The following is a 19,812-nucleotide window of genomic DNA, read 5'->3' as shown; positions in this document are numbered from 1 at the left end:
TTGCGCCAGGTCACTAGACCATCCAGCGATTATCTGGCGATTAACGGGTCAGGCGACCTGGGAAAGCTTGGCGTTGGCCTGGTTCAGTCCCTTCTCCTGGAAGTCGCCGCCCAGGTTCATGCCTTCGGCGTGGATGAAAGTCACGTCGTGAATGCCGATGAAGCCCATGACCTGGCGCAGGTAGGGTTCCTGATGATCCGCGGTGCTACCGGCGTAGATACCGCCGCGAGCGGTCAACACGTAAGCGCGCTTGCCACTGAGCAGGCCTTGCGGGCCGGTCTCGGTGTACTTGAAGGTCACGCCGGCACGCAGCACGTGGTCGAGCCAGGCTTTCAGCGTGCTCGGGATCGCGAAGTTGTACATGGGAGCGGCCATGACCAGCACGTCAGCGGCCAGCAATTCATCGGTCAACTGGTTGGAGCGCTCCAGGGAAACCTGTTCGATGTCGCTGCGCTGCTCGGCGGGTTTCATCCAGCCGCCCAACAGGTTGATGTCCAGGTGCGGCACCGGATTGACGGCCAGGTCACGCACGGTGATCTGATCGTTGGGGTGGGCGGCTTTCCACTGGTTGATGAAGGTCTGGGTCAGTTGACGGGACACCGAGTCTTGCTGACGGGCGCTGCTTTCGATGATCAGAACGCGGGACATGGGATGTAGGCTCCATCTGAGAATGCTGTAAGTCGATGGAGTGAAGGTTAAACAGAGTCATATCGATGAAAAAGCGCAAATAATTGCTATAACCCATCAATAAATTCGTTTATAAGCTGGATACACCCTGAGGGAGCAGGCTCGCTCCCACAGGATTTTGGTGCTTATTTCGGGGTGCAGGTCAGATTGATGCGCATCTTGATGATGGTCCGGTTGAACTTGGCGGTGGCATTTTTGTGCTTGCCGGCAGCCACTTCGATATTGCGGGTGCGCGGCGCTTCCGGACCGTTATTGAAAACCACCTTACAGACTGCATCGGTGCTGCCGTAGTTGTTCACCTGAATGGAGGCGATGTCGGTATCCGTGTCATACGTGTTGTAGTCGATGCTCAAGCCGTTCAACTGTTTTTGTACGTCGATCGGGTAAGCAAAGGCAGTCAGCGGCAGCATCGCCAACACCACACAACAGAATTTTTTCATTCGGCAGTCTCCAATAAGGACTGCCAGCTTAGGACAAGAGGAGCTCAACATGAAAGCGCCCCGCGTGACCCTTGATCAATGGCGAACGCTGCAGGCCGTGGTCGACCACGGCGGTTTCGCCCAGGCCGCCGAAGCGCTGCACCGCTCGCAATCGTCAGTCAGCTACACCGTGGCGCGCATGCAGGACCAGCTCGGTGTGCCGTTGCTGCGCATCGACGGCCGCAAAGCCGTGCTGACCGAAGCCGGCGGCGTGTTGCTGCGCCGCTCGCGCCAACTGGTGAAACAGGCCAGCCAACTGGAAGACCTGGCGCATCACATGGAGCAAGGCTGGGAAGCGGAAGTGCGGCTGGTGGTCGACGCAGCCTACCCGAGTGCCCGCCTCGTCCGCGCCCTGACCGCGTTCATGCCGCAAAGCCGCGGCTGCCGGGTGCGGCTGCGCGAAGAAGTGTTGTCGGGCGTGGAGGAAGTCCTGCTCGAAGGTGTGGCCGATCTGGCAATCACCGGCTTCAGCATTCCCGGTTACCTGGGCGCGGAATTGAGCGACGTCGAATTCGTCGCCGTCGCCCACCCCGAACACGCCCTGCACCGCCTGAACCGCGAACTGAATTTCCAGGACCTGGAAAGCCAGATGCAAGTGGTGATCCGCGACTCCGGCCGTCAACAGCCACGGGATGTCGGCTGGCTCGGCGCCGAACAGCGCTGGACCGTCGGCAGCCTCGCCACCGCCGCGACATTTGTCGGCAGCGGGCTGGGTTTCGCCTGGTTGCCCCGGCACATGATCGAACGCGAACTGAAGGAAGGGACGCTCAAGCTGCTACCGTTGGACCAGGGCGGCAGCCGTAACCCGAGCTTCTACCTGTATTCGAACAAGGACAAACCGCTGGGCCCGGCGACACAGATCCTCATCGAACTGCTGCGCACGTTCGACACCGCGCCGCTGGATGCGCCCTTCGCCGCCCCTGAACAAGCCTGACACGGAGTGAACCCATGGCCTATTTCGAACACGAAGGTTGCAACCTGCACTACGAGGAATATGGCCACGGCACGCCGTTGCTGCTGGTCCACGGGCTGGGTTCCAGCACCTTGGACTGGGAAAAGCAGATCCCGGCGCTGTCCGCCCGCTACCGAGTGATCGTGCCGGATGTGCGCGGCCACGGTCGCTCGGACAAACCCCGCGAGCGCTACAGCATCGCCGGATTCAGCGCCGACCTGGTCGCCTTGATCGAGCATTTGAACCTTGGCCCGACGCATTATGTGGGCCTGTCGATGGGCGGCATGATCGGCTTTCAACTGGCGGTGGATCAGCCGCAACTGCTCAAAAGCCTGTGCATCGTCAACAGCGCGCCCGAGGTCAAATTGCGCAGTCGCGACGATTATTGGCAGTGGTTCAAGCGCTGGAGCCTGATGCGCGCGCTCAGTCTGGGCGCCATCGGCAAAGCCTTGGGCGCCAAGCTGTTCCCGAAACCGGAGCAGGCCGAATTGCGTCAAAAGATGGCCGAACGCTGGGCAAAAAACGACAAACATGCTTATCTCGCCAGCTTCGACGCGATCGTTGGCTGGGGCGTTCAGGAACGACTTTCCAGAGTGTCCTGTCCAACCCTCATCGTCAGCGCCGACCGTGACTACACACCGGTGTCGCTGAAGGAGACTTACGTAAAACTGCTGCCTGATGCGCGGCTGGTGGTAATCGCCGATTCGCGTCACGCCACCCCGCTGGATCAACCCGAACACTTCAACCAAACCCTGCTCGAGTTTCTCACTGCAGTCGACACCACTACCCTCAGGATCACTGACCCATGCTGAAAAAAATCGCCCTCGTCGCTGGCTCCGTTCTGTTTGCCGCCAACCTGATGGCCGCCACGCCCGCCAAGGCACCGCACGTCCTGCTGGAAACCACCAACGGTCAGATCGAAATCGAACTGGACCCGGTCAAGGCGCCGATCAGTACCAAGAACTTTCTTGAGTACGTCGACAGCGGTTTCTACAACAACACGATTTTTCACCGCGTGATTCCGGGCTTTATGGTCCAGGGCGGTGGTTTCACCCAACAAATGCAGCAAAAAGAAACCAAGGCACCGATCAAGAACGAGTCCAAAAACGGCCTGCATAACGTGCGTGGCACGCTGTCCATGGCCCGTACCTCCGTGCCGGATTCGGCCACCAGCCAGTTCTTTATCAACGTCAAGGACAACGACTTCCTGGACCAGGGCGATGGCTATGCTGTCTTCGGTAAAGTCGTGAAAGGCATGGATGTCGTGGACGTCATCGTCAACTCGCAAACCACCACCCGTGGCGGCATGAAAGATGTGCCTGCCGATCCTGTGTTCATCAAGTCGGCCAAGCGCATCGACTAAGTCCAAAACGCACAGGGAGTGTTGAGCGGCCGCCGGTATCCGGCGCCGTTCAAATCGTTTAAAGGAGAGCCCGCACGCGGGCGGAGAACAAATGCTTTATCGCCGTTTTGAAAAACTGATCGACATATTCCGTGACGCCCCGACGGCGGCTCCGCCCGATCGTGTTCTCCCCTTCTATACCTATTACCTGAAGCAAGTCTGGCCAATGTTTGCGGTGTTGCTGATCGTCGGCCTGTTCGGTGCGCTGATCGAGGTGGCGCTGTTCAGCTACCTGAGTCGCATCATCGATTTGACTCAAGGCACACCCAACGTCGACTTCTTCAAGATCCACGGCGTGGAACTGGCCTGGATGGCAGTGGTTGCGCTGATTCTGCGTCCGCTGTTTCTCGCCTTGCATGACATGCTGGTGCACCAGACCCTGAGCCCGAGCATGACCAGCATGATCCGCTGGCAGAATCACAGCTACGTGCTCAAGCAGAGCCTGAATTTCTTCCAGAACGACTTCGCCGGGCGCATCGCCCAACGCATCATGCAAACCGGCAACTCGCTGCGCGATTCGGCCGTGCAAGCGGTGGACGCGCTGTGGCATGTGCTGATCTACGCGATCAGTTCACTGGTGCTGTTCGCCGAAGCCGACTGGCGCCTGATGATCCCGTTGTTGACCTGGATCGCCGCCTACATCGGCGCCCTCTGCTACTTCGTGCCACGGGTGAAAGAACGCTCCGTGGTGTCTTCGGATGCGCGTTCCAAACTCATGGGGCGGATCGTCGACGGCTATACCAACATCACCACGCTGAAGCTGTTCGCCCACACCAACTTCGAACAGCAATACGCCAAGGAAGCCATCGAAGAACAGACCGTAAAAGCCCAGCTGGCCGGCCGCGTGGTCACCAGCATGGACGTGGTCATCACCAGCATGAACGGCTTGCTGATCGTCACCACCACCGGCCTGGCGTTGTGGCTGTGGACCCAGTCGCTGATCACCGTTGGCGCCATCGCCCTGGCCACCGGCCTGGTGATCAGGATCGTCAACATGTCTGGCTGGATCATGTGGGTGGTCACCGGCATTTTCGAAAATATCGGCATGGTCCAGGACGGTTTGCAGACCATCTCGCAACCGGTCAGCGTCACCGACCGTGAAGCGGCAAAACCGTTGGCCGTTACCCGTGGTGAAGTGCGCTTCGAGCACGTGGATTTTCACTACGGCAAGAAAAGCGGGATCATCGGCGACCTCAACCTGACGATCAAACCCGGTGAGAAAATCGGCTTGATCGGCCCGTCCGGCGCCGGCAAATCGACCCTGGTCAACCTGCTGTTGCGCCTCTATGACGTGCAGGGCGGGCAAATCCTGATCGACGGCCAGAACATCGCTGACGTCGCTCAGGAGAGCCTGCGCGAGCGCATTGGCATGATCACCCAGGACACGTCGCTGCTGCATCGATCGATCCGCGACAACCTGCTTTACGGCAAACCCGATGCCACCGACGCCGAACTCTGGGAAGCGGTGCACAAAGCCCGTGCCGACGAGTTCATTCCGTTGCTGTCGGACGCCGAAGGGCGCACCGGGTTTGATGCGCATGTGGGTGAGCGCGGGGTGAAACTTTCTGGCGGCCAGCGTCAGCGGATCGCCATCGCACGGGTGCTGCTCAAGGATGCGCCGATCCTGATCATGGACGAAGCCACCTCCGCGCTGGACTCGGAAGTTGAAGCGGCGATCCAGGAAAGTCTCGAAACCCTGATGCAGGGTAAAACCGTGATTGCCATCGCCCACCGGCTTTCGACCATTGCGCGGATGGACCGGTTGGTGGTGCTTGAGAAAGGCCAGATTGCCGAGACGGGGACCCATGCTGAACTGCTGGCGCAGGGCGGGTTGTATGCGCGATTGTGGCAGCATCAGACTGGGGGGTTTGTCGGGATCGATTGAGGCTGTTTTGTTGGGTGAATATCCGTTACCAAAACAACGGATATGCCTCCAATCCCAAGCCAACCCAATAAACCGCCATACCCCACCAACCACAAGCTCTGGCACTTTCCCCATCCGCACTGGAATTCCAGAAAAACCCTGCTGTACTCACCCAAGGTCCTGAAGATGAACCTGTCGTAAACCCGCAGGATGCGTCACTCGATTCAGACTCGATAGCTCGCCTATCAAGGAAGATCTCATGTCTCTGTTCAAACGTTCAGTCACTGAGTTGTTAGGTACGTTCTGGCTGGTGTTGGGAGGTTGCGGCAGTGCGGTCCTGGCCGCGTCGTCTCCGCTGGGAATCGGCGTGCTCGGTGTGGCCATCGCGTTTGGCCTGACCGTGCTGACCATGGCCTTCGCCATCGGCCACATCTCCGGTTGCCATCTCAACCCCGCCGTATCAGTCGGTTTGTTCGTCGGTGGTCGTTTCCCGGCCAGGGAACTGCCGGCTTACATCGTTGCGCAAGTCATCGGCGGGATCATCGCCGCCGCGCTGATCTACTACATCGCCAATGGCAAGGAAGGCTTCGACCTCTCAGCAGGCCTGGCCTCCAACGGCTACGGCGAACACTCCCCCGGCAAATACTCGATGGCCGCAGGCTTTGTCTGTGAGCTGGTGATGACGGCGATGTTCGTGCTGATCATCCTCGGCGCCACCGATAAACGTGCACCCGCCGGGCTGGCACCGATCGCCATCGGCCTGGCCCTGACGCTGATCCACCTGATCTCGATCCCCATCACCAACACCTCGGTCAACCCGGCCCGCAGCACCGGCCCGGCACTGATTGTCGGCGGCTGGGCCATCGCGCAATTGTGGATGTTCTGGGTGGCGCCGCTACTCGGTGCGGTGATCGGTGGCGTGACCTATCGATGGCTGGGCAAGGAAGGCACTTGAGCCCAACGGAGAAGGATCAGCCTTGCCGATAAGGCAAGGCGGTCCTCGCTTCCTCGGCATACGCCAGCACGCCGAGACGTTCCTGCTGCAGGAAGTCCTTTACCGCCGCTTTCAGGCCGGGATGACGCAAGTAGTGCCAGGAATGGGTGATCACCGGTTCAAACCCGCGAATCAATTTGTGTTCACCCTGAGCACCGGCATCGAAACGCTGAAAGCCGTTGGCAATCGCGTAGTCCATGCCTTGATAGAAACACGTCTCGAAGTGCAGCCGGTCGAACTCCGCCAGACAGCCCCAGTAACGGCCGTAAAAACTGTCGCCACCGACGAGGCTGAAGGCCATGGCCACCGGGCGTGAGCCCTGTCTGGCCAACACCACGCGAATGGACTCCGGCATGCGTTCGGCCAACAGGCTGAAAAATTCCCGCGTCAGATAAGGTCGTTGCCGACGCACTGCGTAGGTGTTGGCGTAACAGGCGTAAACGAAATCCCACTGCGCCTGATCCAGTTGCCGGCCTTCCAGCCATTCGAATTCGAAGCCCTGCCCCGCCACCTGCTCGCGTTCTTTGCGCATCTGCTTGCGTTTGCGTGAACTGAGGACGTCGAGGAAGTCCTGAAAATCCCGATATCCGCGATTCTGCCAGTGGTACTGACAGCCGATGCGTTGCAGCCAGCCAGGGTGTTCGGCCAGTGCCGCGTCGGTGAACGGGTCCGTGAAGTTGATGTGAGCGCTGGAGAGCTCTTCGATTTCAAGGTAGCCGGGCAAACTCTTCAGCAGTTCGAAACCGTCTTCAACCGTGGCGGCCAGCAAACGCGGGCCGCTGACCGGGCTGAAGGGCACGGCAGTCAGCAGTTTGGGGTAATAGTCGATGCCGGCACGCTCGCATGCATCGGCCCAGGCGTGATCGAACACGTACTCGCCGTAGGAGTGCCATTTGCGGTAGCTGGGCAGCGCGGCGATCAACCGATCACCTTCCATATGCAGTAAATGCTCGGGCTGCCACCCGGAATGCGGACCGACGCTGCCGCTGTCCTCCAGTGCGCTGAGAAAGGCATGACGCAGAAACGGCTGATCATCCGGCACCAGGGCATCCCAGGTGTGCGGCGCTATATCGGACAGACTTTCCAGACGTTGCAACGGCATCACTTCCTTCCCCACTTCTTGGCGTAAAAGCCTCGCGAGTATCGCCTATAGCGTCGCAATCCACACCCGCGATTCGCCGACAGAGCCCGGAATAGAAAGTTCATTCCGATTTTGTATCGTCATCGAGACGCCATCACATTGCCACTGCTTTGTCATAAACCATCGCGATACTGGCGCCTGTTTTTAGAGCGCCGGGTTATAGCACCCGGCCACTGTTTTCCGTCCCTTTGCGGCCGGTTGTGCCCCGGATGGCTCAGTCATCCCCTCTCATCTTCGGAGATTGATATGCGTCTTGCTTCCACGAAAACTGCGGCGGCCCTGTGTGGCGGCCTGCTGCTGGCCATGAGTGTTCCGGCCAGCGCCGCAGTCGACGGCAAACTGCTCGACATGCTGAAGGCTAACGGTTCGATTACCAACGCGCAGTACAGCGAACTGCAAGCCGAACTGGCCCGGGATCAGAAAGAACAGCAAATCGCCCGTCAGGCTCAACAAGAGACCAACGAGCAGATCGCGGCCACCGCGAAGAAAACCGAAGCACTGAGCACCTTCGACCAGAAGCTGGCGTGGGCTGCCAAGACCCAGTTCAAGGGTGACGTGCGTTTCCGTCAGGAGACGGTCAAGAACGATGGCGTATCGAACACCGGCGACCAGGATCGTCAACGTATCCGTGTCCGCCTGGGTGCCTACACGGCAATCAACCCGCAAGTGGACACCGGCATCCGTATCGCCACTGGCAGCGACAACGACTCTCGTTCCACCAACCAGAGCCTGGATGGCAACTTCACCAAGAAGGATATCTGGCTGGACCAGGGTTACGTCGACTACCACCCTGATGCCATCAAGAACCTGCACCTCGTTGGCGGCAAGATGCCACAGCAATGGGTGAGCATGGGCGACATCATCTGGGATAGCGACATCAGCCCGGAAGGTCTGGCACTGACTTACAAATACCCGTTGGGCGGCAGCACCGAGCTGTTCGGCAGCGCCGGCCACTACACCCTCAAGGACAACGTCGACGGCGAAGGCAAGCAGTTCCGTCACGACCTGCGTCTGTACGCAGGCCAGTTGGGCGCTCGTTTCGCGATCACTGACAACCTGAAAATGACCCTGGGTGGCAGTCTCTACGCTTACGACAACGACAACGACATCAACAACACCTGTGCGGCGAACACCTGCCGCCTGGCCATTAACGGCAACACGGCGAACGAGCAGTTCAAACTGTACGAAGGCTTTGGTCAGCTCGACATCGGCGGCCTGCCAATGCCGCTGTCGATCTACGGTCAAGTCGTCAACAACGACGATGCCAGCAACGATCAGGACATGGGCTGGCTGGCCGGTGTCAAGACCAACGTCTTCGGCTTCGGCGTGGACTACAACTATCGCGACGTACAGCGTAACGCGGTGGTCGGCGCCTTCACCGACTCCGACTTCGCCAACGGTTTCACCGGTTCGCGCGGCAGCAAGTTGAAAGTGAGCTACGAGATCGACAAGAACTTCGCCCTTGGCGCGACCTACTTCATGGCTGATTCCGACTACACCAACGCCACGCTGCGGGACTCGAAAATCAACACCCTGCAACTGGATGCCGAAGCCAAGTTCTGATCCCGGCTACACGGCCCGGGCAAGGAAGCCCGGACTGCTTTTACAAACTCGCGTTGCAGTATCGGTCCCCATCATCCGTCCGATACTGCAACGCGAGTTTTTTTGTGCAAAAAAAAGATCGCAGCCTGCGGCAGCTCCTGCATGGGATTACGTAACCCAGTAGGAGCTGCCGCAGGCTGCGATCTTTTAAAGCGAACTCAGCGCTTGCGCAGAATCACGCTGCCAATCGAGTAACCGGCGCCAAACGAGCTGAGCACGGCCAGCGAACCGGCGGCCAGATCGTCCTGGTTCTTGTGAAACGCAATCACCGAACCGGCGGAGCTGGTGTTGGCGTAGGTGTCGAGAATCACCGGCGCTTCTTCTTCGGTGGCTTCGCGACCCAGCAGTTTCCTGACGATCAAGTGGTTCATGCTGAGGTTGGCCTGGTGCAGCCAGAAGCGCTTCACGTCGCCAACATTGAGCTGGTTCTCTTCCAGGTGCGCACCGATCAGCTCGGCAACCATCGGGCAGACTTCCTTGAACACCTTGCGGCCTTCCTGCACGAACAGTTTGTCCCTGGCACCGATGCCCTCTTCCGCCGCGCGGTTGAGGAAGCCGAAGTTGTTGCGGATGTTGTTGGAGAACTTGGTCAACAGCTTGGTGCTGACCACGTCGAACTGATACTTGGACGTCGCCAGGTCGGCGCGCTCGATGATCACCGCGGTGGCCGCGTCGCCGAAGATGAAGTGGCTGTCGCGGTCACGGAAGTTCAGGTGTCCGGTGCAGACTTCCGGGTTGACCATCAGGACGGCCCGGGCCTGGCCCAGTTGCACGCTGTTGGCGGCCGCCTGAATACCGAAAGTCGCCGAGGAGCAGGCGACGTTCATGTCGAAACCGAAACCCTGGATGCCCAGCGCTTCCTGGACTTCGATGGCGATAGCCGGGTACGCGCGTTGCAGGTTGGAGCAGGCAACGATCACGCCGTCGATGTCGGCGGCGGTTTTGCCGGCGCGCTGCAAGGCTTGTTCGGCCGCGCCGATGGCCATCTGGCAGAGGACCGACCACTCGTCGTTCGAGCGCTCCGGCAGGCGTGGCGCCATGCGTTGCGGGTCAAGAATGCCGTCCTTGTCCATGACGAAGCGGCTTTTGATGCCGGAAGCTTTTTCGATAAACGCTGCGTTGGACTCGGTCAACGCTTCGATTTCGCCACGGGCGATGGCATCGGCGTTGTCGGCGTTGAACTGCGCGACGTAAGCGTTGAAAGACTGCACCAGCTCTTCGTTGGAAATGCTGTTGGCCGGGGTGTACAGGCCGGTGCCGCTGATGACGACGTTATGCATGGTCGTTTCTCTAATCTGTTCAGGCAGAAAGCATTGGCACCGACGTACCAATACACAAAGGGTCTGTTCCCGTGAGAGGAATCAAACCTGGCATCGCTTTATTCCGTTCCGCCCGAACCTGTGGAGGCTCAAAACCGCGGGGCCGGCGTTTATAGGCGCGAAGTTTGCCATAAACGTTGGGTTTTGGCGCCTTTTGCGAAGTAGCGGCGTATCTCTGTCAGCCTTTTGTGGCGAGGGGATTTATCCCCGTTCGGCTGCGAAGCAGTCGCAAAACCAGCGCACTCGGTGTAACTGATACATCGAGTGCGCTGATTTCAGGGCGGCTTCGCCACCCAACGGGGATAAATCCCCTCGCCACAAAGTCCTCTCCCAAAGGGCCTACGGTTCGACCTGGGTCCATTGTTTGTTCAGGCGCTTGTCGGATATCGGCACTTTGGTCCCCAACTGTTGGGCAAACAGTGAAACCCGGTATTCCTCCAGCCACCAGCGGTACAGCTCAAGCTGCGGATCGCGCTTGCCTTCCTGGGCGTGTTTGCTGGCGCGGGCCTGGTATTGGGTCCAGAGACCGGACAACTCGCCACTCCACACCCGGTCCTTCTGCACCTGCGCCCCGAGTTTCTCGAAGCGTTGCTCGATGGCTTTCAGGTAACGCGGCAGTTCCTTGAGCCACTGCATCGGCGTTTCGCGGACAAAACCCGGATACACCAAATGACTGAGCTGCTGCTTGATGTCATTCAGGGCCACGGCCTGCGCCAGATCGATCTTGCCCTTGAAGCGTTTTTGCAGGCCGTGCCAGAGCTTCAGAATCTCCAGCGTCAATTTGGCCAGCCGCTCGGCGTGCTCGGTCCAGCCGCCGCGTTTGCGCTCGGCCAACGCCGCCAGCCCGGCGCCATCACGCGGCAGCGGGTCTTCGCCGTCGAGGATACAACTGTCGAGACTGGCCAGCAGAATGTCTTCCACCAGACTGTCGACGCGCCCCATGTCGCGGTACATCAAACCCAACTCGGTCAGCCCCGGCAACTTGCCGCGCAGGAATTTCGCCGGCTCGGCCAGCTGTTGCATGAGCAAGCGCTGCAAGGCACGGCGATGCTGGAACTCGGCTTCGGCCGGCGTCGAGAACCGCCCTTCCTTGACCGTGCCGGCCTCTTCCACCAGCGCCGGATACACCGTCATCGACAGCCCGGCAATCTTCTGTTGGGTTTTTTCCGCCACCGCCGCGAAGACTTTCGCCTCCACCGGCTGCTGACTTTTCGCCGTTTGCGGAGCGGCCAAAGCCGCCTGGCTCGCCTCAGCGAATCGTGCGGTCAGTTCCGCCAGATCCCGTCCTTCGCCAAGGAACTTGCCCTGGCCATCGACGATTTCCAGGTTCATCCGCAAATGGCTTTCGACTTGCTGCGCCGCTTCGGCCCAGGCTTCATCACTGACCCGCGCCCCCGTCATGCGCAGCAGTTCGCGACCCAGCGCCTGAGGCAACGAGCCCTCGGCAAAGGTCATGCGCTGCAACGCGGCTTTGACGAAGTCCGGCACCGGCACGAAATTCTTGCGCAGCGCCTTGGGCAGGTTGCGCACCAGCGCGATGCACTTGGCCTCGATCACACCCGGCACCAGCCACTCCAGACGCTCCGGCGGCAGCATCGGCAACAGTGGCGCCGGCACCCGCAGCGTCACGCCATCACGCGGATGGTTCGGTTCGAAGTGGTAACTCAATGACAGTTCCAGATCACCAATGTGCAAGGTGTCCGGGTAATGTGCGGCGGTGACTTCACTGGCCTCGCGGGCCAGCACGTCTTCTTCGCGCATGATCAGCAGCTGCGGATCTTTCTGGCTGTTGACCCGGTACCAGCTGTCGAACGTCGCGGTCTGATGAATCTCCGCCGGCAGCCGTGCGTCGTAGAAGGCGAACAGGGTTTCTTCGTCGGCCAGAATGTCGCGGCGACGGGCCTTGGCTTCCAGTTCGTCGAGTTGTTCCAGCAGTTGTTTGTTGGCGGTCAGGCATTTGGCCTTTGACTGAATCTCGCCACGCACCAGCCCTTCACGAATGAACAACTCGCGGGAGACCACCGGATCGACCGGCCCGTAATGCACCGGCCGGCGACCGACCACGATCAGCCCGAACAAGGTGATCTGCTCGAACGCAACGACCTGTCCGCGCTTCTTCTCCCAATGGGGTTCGAAGTGGTTTTTCTTGATCAGGTGCCCGGCGAGCGGCTCGATCCAGTCGGCGTCGATCTTGGCGACCATGCGCGCGTAGAGCTTGGTGGTTTCCACCAGTTCGGCGGTCATCAGCCATTGCGGACGCTTCTTGCCGAGACCCGATGACGGGTGAATCCAGAAGCGCCGTTGACGGGCGCCGAGGTAATCGCCGTCCTCGGTTTTCTGCCCGATCTGGCTGAGCAATCCGGACAGCACGGCTTTGTGCAGTTTCGGGTAATCCGCCGGCTCTTTGTTGAGGCTCAACTGCATGTCGCGGCAAATCAGGCTCAACTGACGATGAGAGTCGCGCCACTCGCGCAGTCGCAGGTAATTCAGGAAGTTCTTGCGGCACCAGTTACGCAGCGGACTCGCCGTCAGCGCCTGGCGCTGCTCTTCAAAACCACGCCACAGATTGACCAGCCCGGCGAAGTCCGAGTCCACGTCTTTCCATTGGGCGTGGGCCTGATCCGCCGCTTGTTGACGCTCCGGCGGACGTTCGCGCGGGTCCTGGATCGACATGGCGCTGGCGACGATCAGCACTTCCTGCAAGCTGCCGAGTTTCGCCGCTTCCAGCAACATGCGGCCCATGCGCGGGTCCACCGGCAGCCGCGCCAATTGGCGACCGAGCGGAGTGAGCTGGCTGTTGCGGTCCACCGCCGAGAGTTCTTGCAGCAGGTTGAACCCGTCGCTGATGGCCTTGCCATCCGGCGGCTCGATAAACGGGAAATCGGTGATTTCGCCGAGGCGCAGATGGAGCATCTGCAAAATCACCGCCGCGAGGTTGGTCCGCAGGATTTCCGGGTCGGTAAATTCGGGGCGACCGAGGAAATCTTCTTCACTGAACAACCGCACGCAGATGCCCGGTTCGACCCGCCCGCAACGGCCTTTACGCTGGTTGGCGCTGGCCTGGGAAATCGCTTCGATGGGCAGGCGCTGGACCTTGGCGCGGTAGCTGTAACGGCTGATGCGCGCGGTGCCGCTGTCGATCACGTAACGAATGCCCGGCACGGTCAGCGAAGTTTCCGCGACGTTGGTCGCCAGGACCACGCGACGCCCCGGGTGCGACTGGAAAATCCGCTGCTGTTCGGCCGGCGAAAGCCGTGCGTACAGCGGCAGGATTTCAGTGTGTTTGAGCTGGGCTTTGCGCAGCATGTCGGCGGCGTCGCGAATCTCGCGTTCGCCGGGCAGGAACACCAGCACATCGCCAGGGCTCTTGCGTTCGCTGCGTTCGAACGCGGCGATTTCGTCGAGGGTGGCGAGAATCGCCTGGTCCACGGTCAGATCGTCTTCGACGCGGTTGCCCTCTTCGTCCTGTTCCAGGGTCAGCGGGCGGTACCAGGTTTCCACCGGGAAGGTGCGACCGGAGACCTCGACAATCGGTGCATCGTCGAAGTGCTTGGAGAAGCGCTCCAGGTCGATGGTCGCCGACGTGATAATGACCTTCAGGTCCGGACGACGGGGCAGCAGGGTTTTCAGGTAACCGAGCAGGAAGTCGATGTTGAGGCTGCGCTCGTGGGCTTCGTCGACGATGATCGTGTCGTAGCGCTCGAGGTAACGGTCGTTCTGTGTTTCCGCCAGCAGGATGCCGTCGGTCATCAGTTTGATCAGGGTATTGGAATCGCTCTGATCCTCGAACCGTACCTGATAGCCGACCAGCGCACCCAGCGGCGTCGCCAATTCTTCAGCAACCCGGCTCGCGACGCTGCGGGCGGCGATTCGACGCGGTTGGGTGTGGCCGATCAGGCCATGTTGACCGCGACCGATTTCCAGGCAGATTTTCGGCAACTGGGTGGTTTTACCCGAACCGGTTTCGCCGGCAATGATCAGCACCTGATGCTTGAGCAACGCCTCCTTGATTTCGTCGCGCTTGGCGGCGATCGGCAGGCTGTCGTCGTAACGAATCACCGGCAGGCTGGCACGCCGCGCCAGCACCTGATCACAGGACGCCTGCATACGCGTCACCCACTGGGCCAGCTTGGCCTCGTCGGGCTTCTTGCGCAGCTCAAGCAACTGCCGCCGCAGCCGGTGGCGGTCGGCAAGCATGGCGTGATCGAGGTTTTTCAGCAGTTTGTCGATGGAAGGCGATTCGTCAGTCATCAGGTACGCAATAAGTCGTCTAGTGGCGCAGGGGGCGGATTGTCGCAGATTTGGGGCGCGGAGTGACGCGCTTTTGTGGCGAGGGAGCTTGCTCCCGTTCGGCTGCGAAGCAGCCGTAATCCTGTCATCGCGGTTTGCCTGAAGCTCCGAGATGAATGGTTTTGGGGTCGCTTCGCGACCCAGCGGGAGCAAGCTCCCTCGCCACAGTGTGTTCACTCAGGTGGGCTACTCGTTATCGAGACCCTTGCGCCGATACGGGAACACATCAATCACCTTCCCCGCCCGAATCGCCTCTTGCAGGCTTTTCCAGTAATCGGCGTTGTACAACTCGCCATGCAACTGATCGAACAAGCGTCGCTGACCGGAATCGGCGAACAGGAACGGCGGAAACTCCTCGGGGAACACATCCAGCGGCCCGATCGAATACCAGGGTTCGGACGCCATCTCATCTTCCGGCGTGCGCGGTTGCGGGATGTGGCGGAAGTTGGCTTCGGTCAGGAAGCAGATCTCGTCGTAGTCATAAAACACCACGCGACCGTGACGGGTGACGCCGAAGTTTTTCAGCAGCATGTCGCCGGGAAAGATGTTCGCCGCCGCCAGTTGCTTGATCGCCAGACCGTAATCTTCCAGCGCTTCGCGCACCTGCGCCTCGTTGGCGTTTTCCAGGTAGAGGTTCAACGGCGTCATCCGCCGCTCGGTCCAGCAGTGGCGGATCAACACCGTGTCGCCCTCCAACGAAACGGTGGACGCGGCCACCTCCAGCAATTCTTCCAGGCACGCCGGGTCGAACTTGCTCAGCGGGAAACGGAAATCGGCAAACTCCTGGGTATCGGCCATGCGCCCGACGCGGTCGACACTTTTAACCAGTCGGTACTTCTCGATCACCGTCGCGCGGTCGACGTTTTTCGACGGTGAGAAACGGTCCTTGATGATTTTGAATACGGTGTTGAACCCCGGCAGGGTGAACACGCTCATGACCATGCCGCGCACACCGGGGGCCATGATGAACTGGTCGTCGGTGTTGGCCAGGTGGTTGATCAGCGCCCGATAGAACTCGGATTTACCGTGCTTGTAGAAACCGATCGAGGTGTACAACTCGGCGATGTGTTTGCCCGGCAGAATGCGCCTCAGGAAACCGATGAACTCCGCCGGTACCGGCACGTCGACCATGAAGTACGAACGGGTGAACGAGAAGATGATCGACACATCGGCTTCATCGGTGATCAACGCATCGATCTGAATCCCCCGCCCTTCGCGGTGCAGCAGCGGAATCACCAGCGGCCACTGCTCGTCCCGGGTGTAGATGCGCCCCACCAGGTACGCGCCCTTGTTGCGGTAAAGCACCGAGGAAAACAGTTCGACGCTCAGTTCCGGGTCTTTGCACACCCAGTCCGGCAGGTTCTCGCGCAGTTGCGCTTCGAGACGATGCAGATCACCCGCCAGGTCGGCGTAATCCTCGCTGAAGCGGTAGTCGGCAAAAATGCTCGCCAGCATGTCGGACAGCTTGCCCTGGGGCTTGTAGGTACGGGTCTGTGCGGCGCGTGCCCGCCGCAGGCTCGGCCGGGTGGTGTGGATGAACATGCAGCCGTCGCTGATCAGGTCATGACTGAACAGCCCGCAGAAGATCGAGTTGTACCAGGTCTCGGACAGCTCATCGTCGAAGCGCAGGTCGATCAGGCTGATGTAGGCGCTTTTGACCAGTGGCCAACAGCTGACATCCAGCGTGTCGGCGTCGAACGCGACGTGCAGGCGCTCGACCGTTTCGCTGACTTTCTCTTCGTAGAGGTTGATCCGCGCCGCCGAGGCGACTTGCGCCTCCTGCCACTTGGCCTGCTCGAAGCGCGCTCGGGCACCATCGGTGATTTGCCGGAAATGCTCGCGGTAATCGTCAAAGCCATCGAGGATCATTCGGGCGATGTCGGCGGCTGGCCATTGCTGCGGCATGGTGAGACCTCTGCGGGAATTCGGAAGGCCTGAGCTTAGCCAGTGAACCGGGTGCAGGAGAAGCCTAATTTCGGTCCGACAACGAATGAATCACTCGGGAGCACAGTTTTTTCAGACTTTTTTTAATTGACCGTTCGGTCAGTAATCAACCTTGATAGTCATCCTCTCTCCACTTAATCGATTCACCTACAGCCCTCTGATTATCAGGCGTTCGGATCCAATCCACGCTCAGGCCAATCGCCAGACGCCGGGTATTCTGCTTTTCCCTGAAGCCAGCCAATCGAAAAACGCATGCGGATTGGTCTTACCAAAATGATGGCACTTTGATATACAGCTCGCTCTCACCCGCCTAAAAACAAGATCCTCGGTCCACGAGGGCTACCTCCCAAAATGCCCAAGGAGCACTTTAGATGCCGATAAGGAACATGCGCATAGGTTTGCGCGCGAGCTTGAGTTTTGCCGTATTGGCCAGTCTTCTGGTAGTGGTCGGGCTGTTCGGACTGGGCCAGATGGCGACCCTGCGCGAAAGTGCGGCGGTCATCGAGGAGTCGTGGATGCCGAGCATCGAGAGCATCCATGACAGCGCGGCCAACATCGCCACCCTCCGTCTCGAATCGTTGCGGCTGATCGCCAACAGCCAGAGCGCCGTGCGGGAAAAGAGTAAAGGCATTCTCAGCGCCCAACGCCAGGAGCTGCTCAAGCGCCTCGATGACCACAAGACGATGCTGTCCAGTGATCAGGAACGGGTGATGCTCGACAGTCTGAACGCGGCCGTGGCCAAGTACCTGGCGATCCTCGACCAGATCCTCGCGCAGATCGATGCGGGCCAGAATGACCAGGCCTACGCCCGCCTCAACAATGAACTGGCCCCTCAGGGCAGCGTGCTGGATAAATCCCTGGAGTCGATGATCAGTTTCAATCAGCAAGGCGCCGATACCGCCGCGGACGCAGCCGCGTTGATGTACCAGCGTGCGCAATGGGTCGTCGGCGCAATCATCGTCGCCGCGCTGTTCGCCACATTGCTCCTGGCCTGGCTGCTGACGCGCAGCATCACCGCGCCGATCAACCAGGCCCTGAACGTTGCACGCCGGATTGCCTCGGGCGACCTCAGCGCACCGATAGACATCAGCGGCAAGGACGAAGCCGCGCAATTGCTCAACGCCCTCGACGAGATGCAAGGCAACCTGCGCACCACCATTCGCGGCATCAGCGACTCGGCGCGGCAACTGGCGTCGGCTGCCGAGGAAATGAGCTCGGTGATGGAGGAAAGTACCCGAGGCCTGCAACAACAGAACGACCAGATCGAGATGGCCGCCACCGCGGTCACCGAGATGAGCACTGCGGTGGACGAAGTCGCCGCAAACGCCGTGTCCAGCGCCGAAGCTTCCCAGGCGTCGAACGAGGACAGCAAGCACGGGCACGTGCAGGTCAGTGAAACCATCAACTCGATTCAGGGACTGGTCAGCGAAGTGCTCAGCGCGTCGGAACAGGCCGAGGGGTTGGCGGTTCAGGCCCAGGACATCAGTAAAGTCCTGGAAGTGATTCGCGCAATCGCCGGGCAGACCAACCTGCTGGCGCTCAACGCGGCCATCGAAGCCGCTCGCGCCGGTGAAGCAGGACGCGGCTTTGCGGTGGTGGCCGATGAAGTGCGTTCGCTGGCGCAACGCACTCAGAACTCCACCGAAGAAATCGAGCTGATGATCAACAATATCCAGCAAGGTACCGGGGCCACGGTCATCGCGTTGCAAAGCAGCGCCGAACATGCCAGCCAGACCTTGCGCCGGGCCAACGGCGCGGGCCAGGCCCTGGAGAAAATCACCGCGTCGATCTCGCAGATCAACGAGCGCAACCTGGTCATCGCCAGCGCGGCCGAGCAGCAGGCGCTGGTGGCCCGGGAAGTCGATCAGAACCTGGTGAACATTCGCGACCTCTCGACCCAGACCGCCGCAGGTGCCACCCAGACTTCCGCCGCCAGCCAGGAACTGTCGCGGCTGGCGGTCGACCTCAACGGGCTGGTCACTCGCTTTCAACTATAACGGTGACGAGGGGGCTTGCTCGCGCTTGAGTGCACAGCGCTCACCGGTTTGCGGAGCCGTTGCGCGGCCCGGCGGGAGCAAGCTCCCTCGCCACAAGAATTGAGTGCCGGTTTTTCGGTTGCCATAGGCAAGGCTCTCGGCAACACTCTCGTCCCCATCAAGGAAGGAGTGCGTCGTGAGCCCTGTCGATATCGTTCGTTTACTGTCGCTGGCGGCCATCTGGGGCGCGAGTTTCCTGTTCATGCGCATCATTGCCCCGGTGATCGGCTCGATTCCCACGGCGTTTTTTCGCGTGTCGATTGCGGCGGCGGGGTTGCTGGTGATTCTCGGGTTGATGCGTATCAGCTGGGATTTCAAGGGCAAGCTGAAAACGGTGATGCTGCTCGGGGTGATCAACTCCGGGATCCCGGCGACCCTCTATTCCGTGGCGGCCCAGGTGCTTCCGGCCGGTTACTCGGCCATCTTCAACGCCACCACGCCATTGATGGGCGTATTGATTGGCGGTCTGTTCTTCAGTGAACGACTCACCGCCGCCAAGCTGGGCGGGGTGTTCCTCGGTCTGTTCGGCGTCGGCATCCTGACCCGTGCAGGCCCGGTGGCGTTCGACCTGCAACTGCTGATGGGCGCCCTCGCCTGCCTGCTCGCCACCACCTGTTATGGCTTCGCCGGCTTCCTTGCCCGCCGCTGGCTCGATCAGGCGGGTGGTCTCGACAGTCGTCTTTCGGCAGTGGGCAGTATGCTTGGCGCGACATTATTCCTGTTGCCGCTGTTCGGTTACAGCGTGATCAGCCAGCCGCCGGCGAGCTGGGGCGGCTGGAGTGTCTGGCTGTCGTTGCTGGGGTTGGGGCTGGTATGTACCGCGTTGGCGTACATTATTTACTTCCGCCTGCTCAGCTCGGTCGGGCCGGTAAAGTCGATGACCACGACCTTCCTGATTCCGCCGTTCGGGGTGTTATGGGGGGCGTTGTTGCTGGATGAGCCGCTGTCGATGGCGCACATTTATGGCGGAGTTTTGATTGCTGCAGCGTTGTGGTTGGTGTTGAAGACTTCGGTGAAGAAGGTTGCGGCGGTGGCTGCCAAGTGATTTGTGGTGATGCTGATGACGCCATCGCGGGCTTGCCCGCGAAGGCGCCTGCTCAGG

Annotated in this window: 13 protein-coding genes and 1 pseudogene; 8 read left to right on the top strand and 6 right to left on the bottom strand. The window is 60.3% G+C overall.

Going from position 1 to position 19,812, the window contains the following annotated elements; translation table 11 throughout:
• Positions 1-48: 48 nt before the first annotated feature.
• A complete protein-coding gene (locus B723_RS13065; protein WP_017337036.1) occupies positions 49-648 on the bottom strand; it encodes an FMN-dependent NADH-azoreductase in 600 nt (199 codons plus the stop codon).
• Positions 649-812: 164 nt separating this feature from the next.
• A complete protein-coding gene (locus tag B723_RS13060; RefSeq protein ID WP_017337035.1) occupies positions 813-1,127 on the bottom strand; it encodes a hypothetical protein in 315 nt (104 codons plus the stop codon).
• Positions 1,128-1,176: 49 nt separating this feature from the next.
• On the opposite strand from B723_RS13060, the gene B723_RS13055 reads away from it, so the two are divergent.
• From B723_RS13055 to aqpZ, 5 genes and pseudogenes are all read left to right on the top strand, one after another.
• Entirely contained in the window at positions 1,177-2,100 is a 924-nt protein-coding gene (locus B723_RS13055; protein WP_017337034.1) for a LysR family transcriptional regulator, read from the top strand.
• Between the two features lie 14 nt (positions 2,101-2,114).
• Positions 2,115-2,920: pseudogene (locus B723_RS13050) on the top strand (alpha/beta fold hydrolase).
• A 3-nt stretch (positions 2,921-2,923) separates the two neighbouring features.
• Positions 2,924-3,481, top strand: a complete 558-nt coding sequence (locus B723_RS13045) for a peptidylprolyl isomerase A (RefSeq protein WP_017337032.1) — start codon at positions 2,924-2,926, stop codon at positions 3,479-3,481.
• A 91-nt stretch (positions 3,482-3,572) separates the two neighbouring features.
• A complete protein-coding gene (locus B723_RS13040; protein WP_017337031.1) occupies positions 3,573-5,405 on the top strand; it encodes an ABC transporter ATP-binding protein in 1,833 nt (610 codons plus the stop codon).
• Positions 5,406-5,643: 238 nt separating this feature from the next.
• A complete protein-coding gene (gene aqpZ / locus B723_RS13035) occupies positions 5,644-6,339 on the top strand; it encodes an aquaporin Z (protein WP_017337030.1) in 696 nt (231 codons plus the stop codon).
• A 16-nt stretch (positions 6,340-6,355) separates the two neighbouring features.
• Here the strand turns inward: aqpZ and B723_RS13030 are convergent, their stop codons facing one another.
• Entirely contained in the window at positions 6,356-7,480 is a 1,125-nt protein-coding gene (locus tag B723_RS13030; RefSeq protein ID WP_017337029.1) for a GNAT family N-acetyltransferase, read from the bottom strand.
• Positions 7,481-7,765: 285 nt separating this feature from the next.
• Between B723_RS13030 and B723_RS13025 the strand changes: the two genes are divergently transcribed.
• Complete coding sequence (locus B723_RS13025) at positions 7,766-9,082, top strand: putative porin (protein WP_017337028.1); 1,317 nt, start codon at positions 7,766-7,768, stop codon at positions 9,080-9,082.
• A gap of 197 nt (positions 9,083-9,279) precedes the next feature.
• Here the strand turns inward: B723_RS13025 and B723_RS13020 are convergent, their stop codons facing one another.
• From B723_RS13020 to aceK, 3 genes are all read right to left on the bottom strand, one after another.
• Complete coding sequence (locus B723_RS13020) at positions 9,280-10,401, bottom strand: beta-ketoacyl-ACP synthase III (RefSeq protein WP_017337027.1); 1,122 nt, start codon at positions 10,399-10,401, stop codon at positions 9,280-9,282.
• Positions 10,402-10,779: 378 nt separating this feature from the next.
• A complete protein-coding gene (gene hrpA / locus B723_RS13015) occupies positions 10,780-14,691 on the bottom strand; it encodes an ATP-dependent RNA helicase HrpA (protein WP_017337026.1) in 3,912 nt (1,303 codons plus the stop codon).
• 225 nt (positions 14,692-14,916) lie between these two features.
• Complete coding sequence (aceK, locus tag B723_RS13010) at positions 14,917-16,635, bottom strand: bifunctional isocitrate dehydrogenase kinase/phosphatase (RefSeq protein ID WP_017337025.1); 1,719 nt, start codon at positions 16,633-16,635, stop codon at positions 14,917-14,919.
• A 410-nt stretch (positions 16,636-17,045) separates the two neighbouring features.
• Between aceK and B723_RS13005 the strand changes: the two genes are divergently transcribed.
• Together B723_RS13005 and B723_RS13000 are read left to right on the top strand one after the other, a co-directional pair.
• Positions 17,046-18,671, top strand: coding sequence for a methyl-accepting chemotaxis protein (locus B723_RS13005; RefSeq protein WP_017337024.1), 1,626 nt, complete (start codon positions 17,046-17,048; stop codon positions 18,669-18,671).
• Positions 18,672-18,846: 175 nt separating this feature from the next.
• Positions 18,847-19,755 (top strand): DMT family transporter, encoded by a 909-nt coding sequence (locus B723_RS13000; RefSeq protein ID WP_017337023.1) that lies wholly within the window; start codon positions 18,847-18,849, stop codon positions 19,753-19,755.
• The last annotated feature ends 57 nt before the right edge of the window (positions 19,756-19,812 follow it).

It is taken from the genome of Pseudomonas fluorescens NCIMB 11764, from assembly GCF_000293885.2.
Taxonomy (GTDB): Bacteria; Pseudomonadota; Gammaproteobacteria; order Pseudomonadales; family Pseudomonadaceae; genus Aquipseudomonas; species Aquipseudomonas fluorescens_B.
Note: the sequence above shows the minus strand (reverse complement) of the source record. Positions and strands in the feature narration are given on the sequence as shown.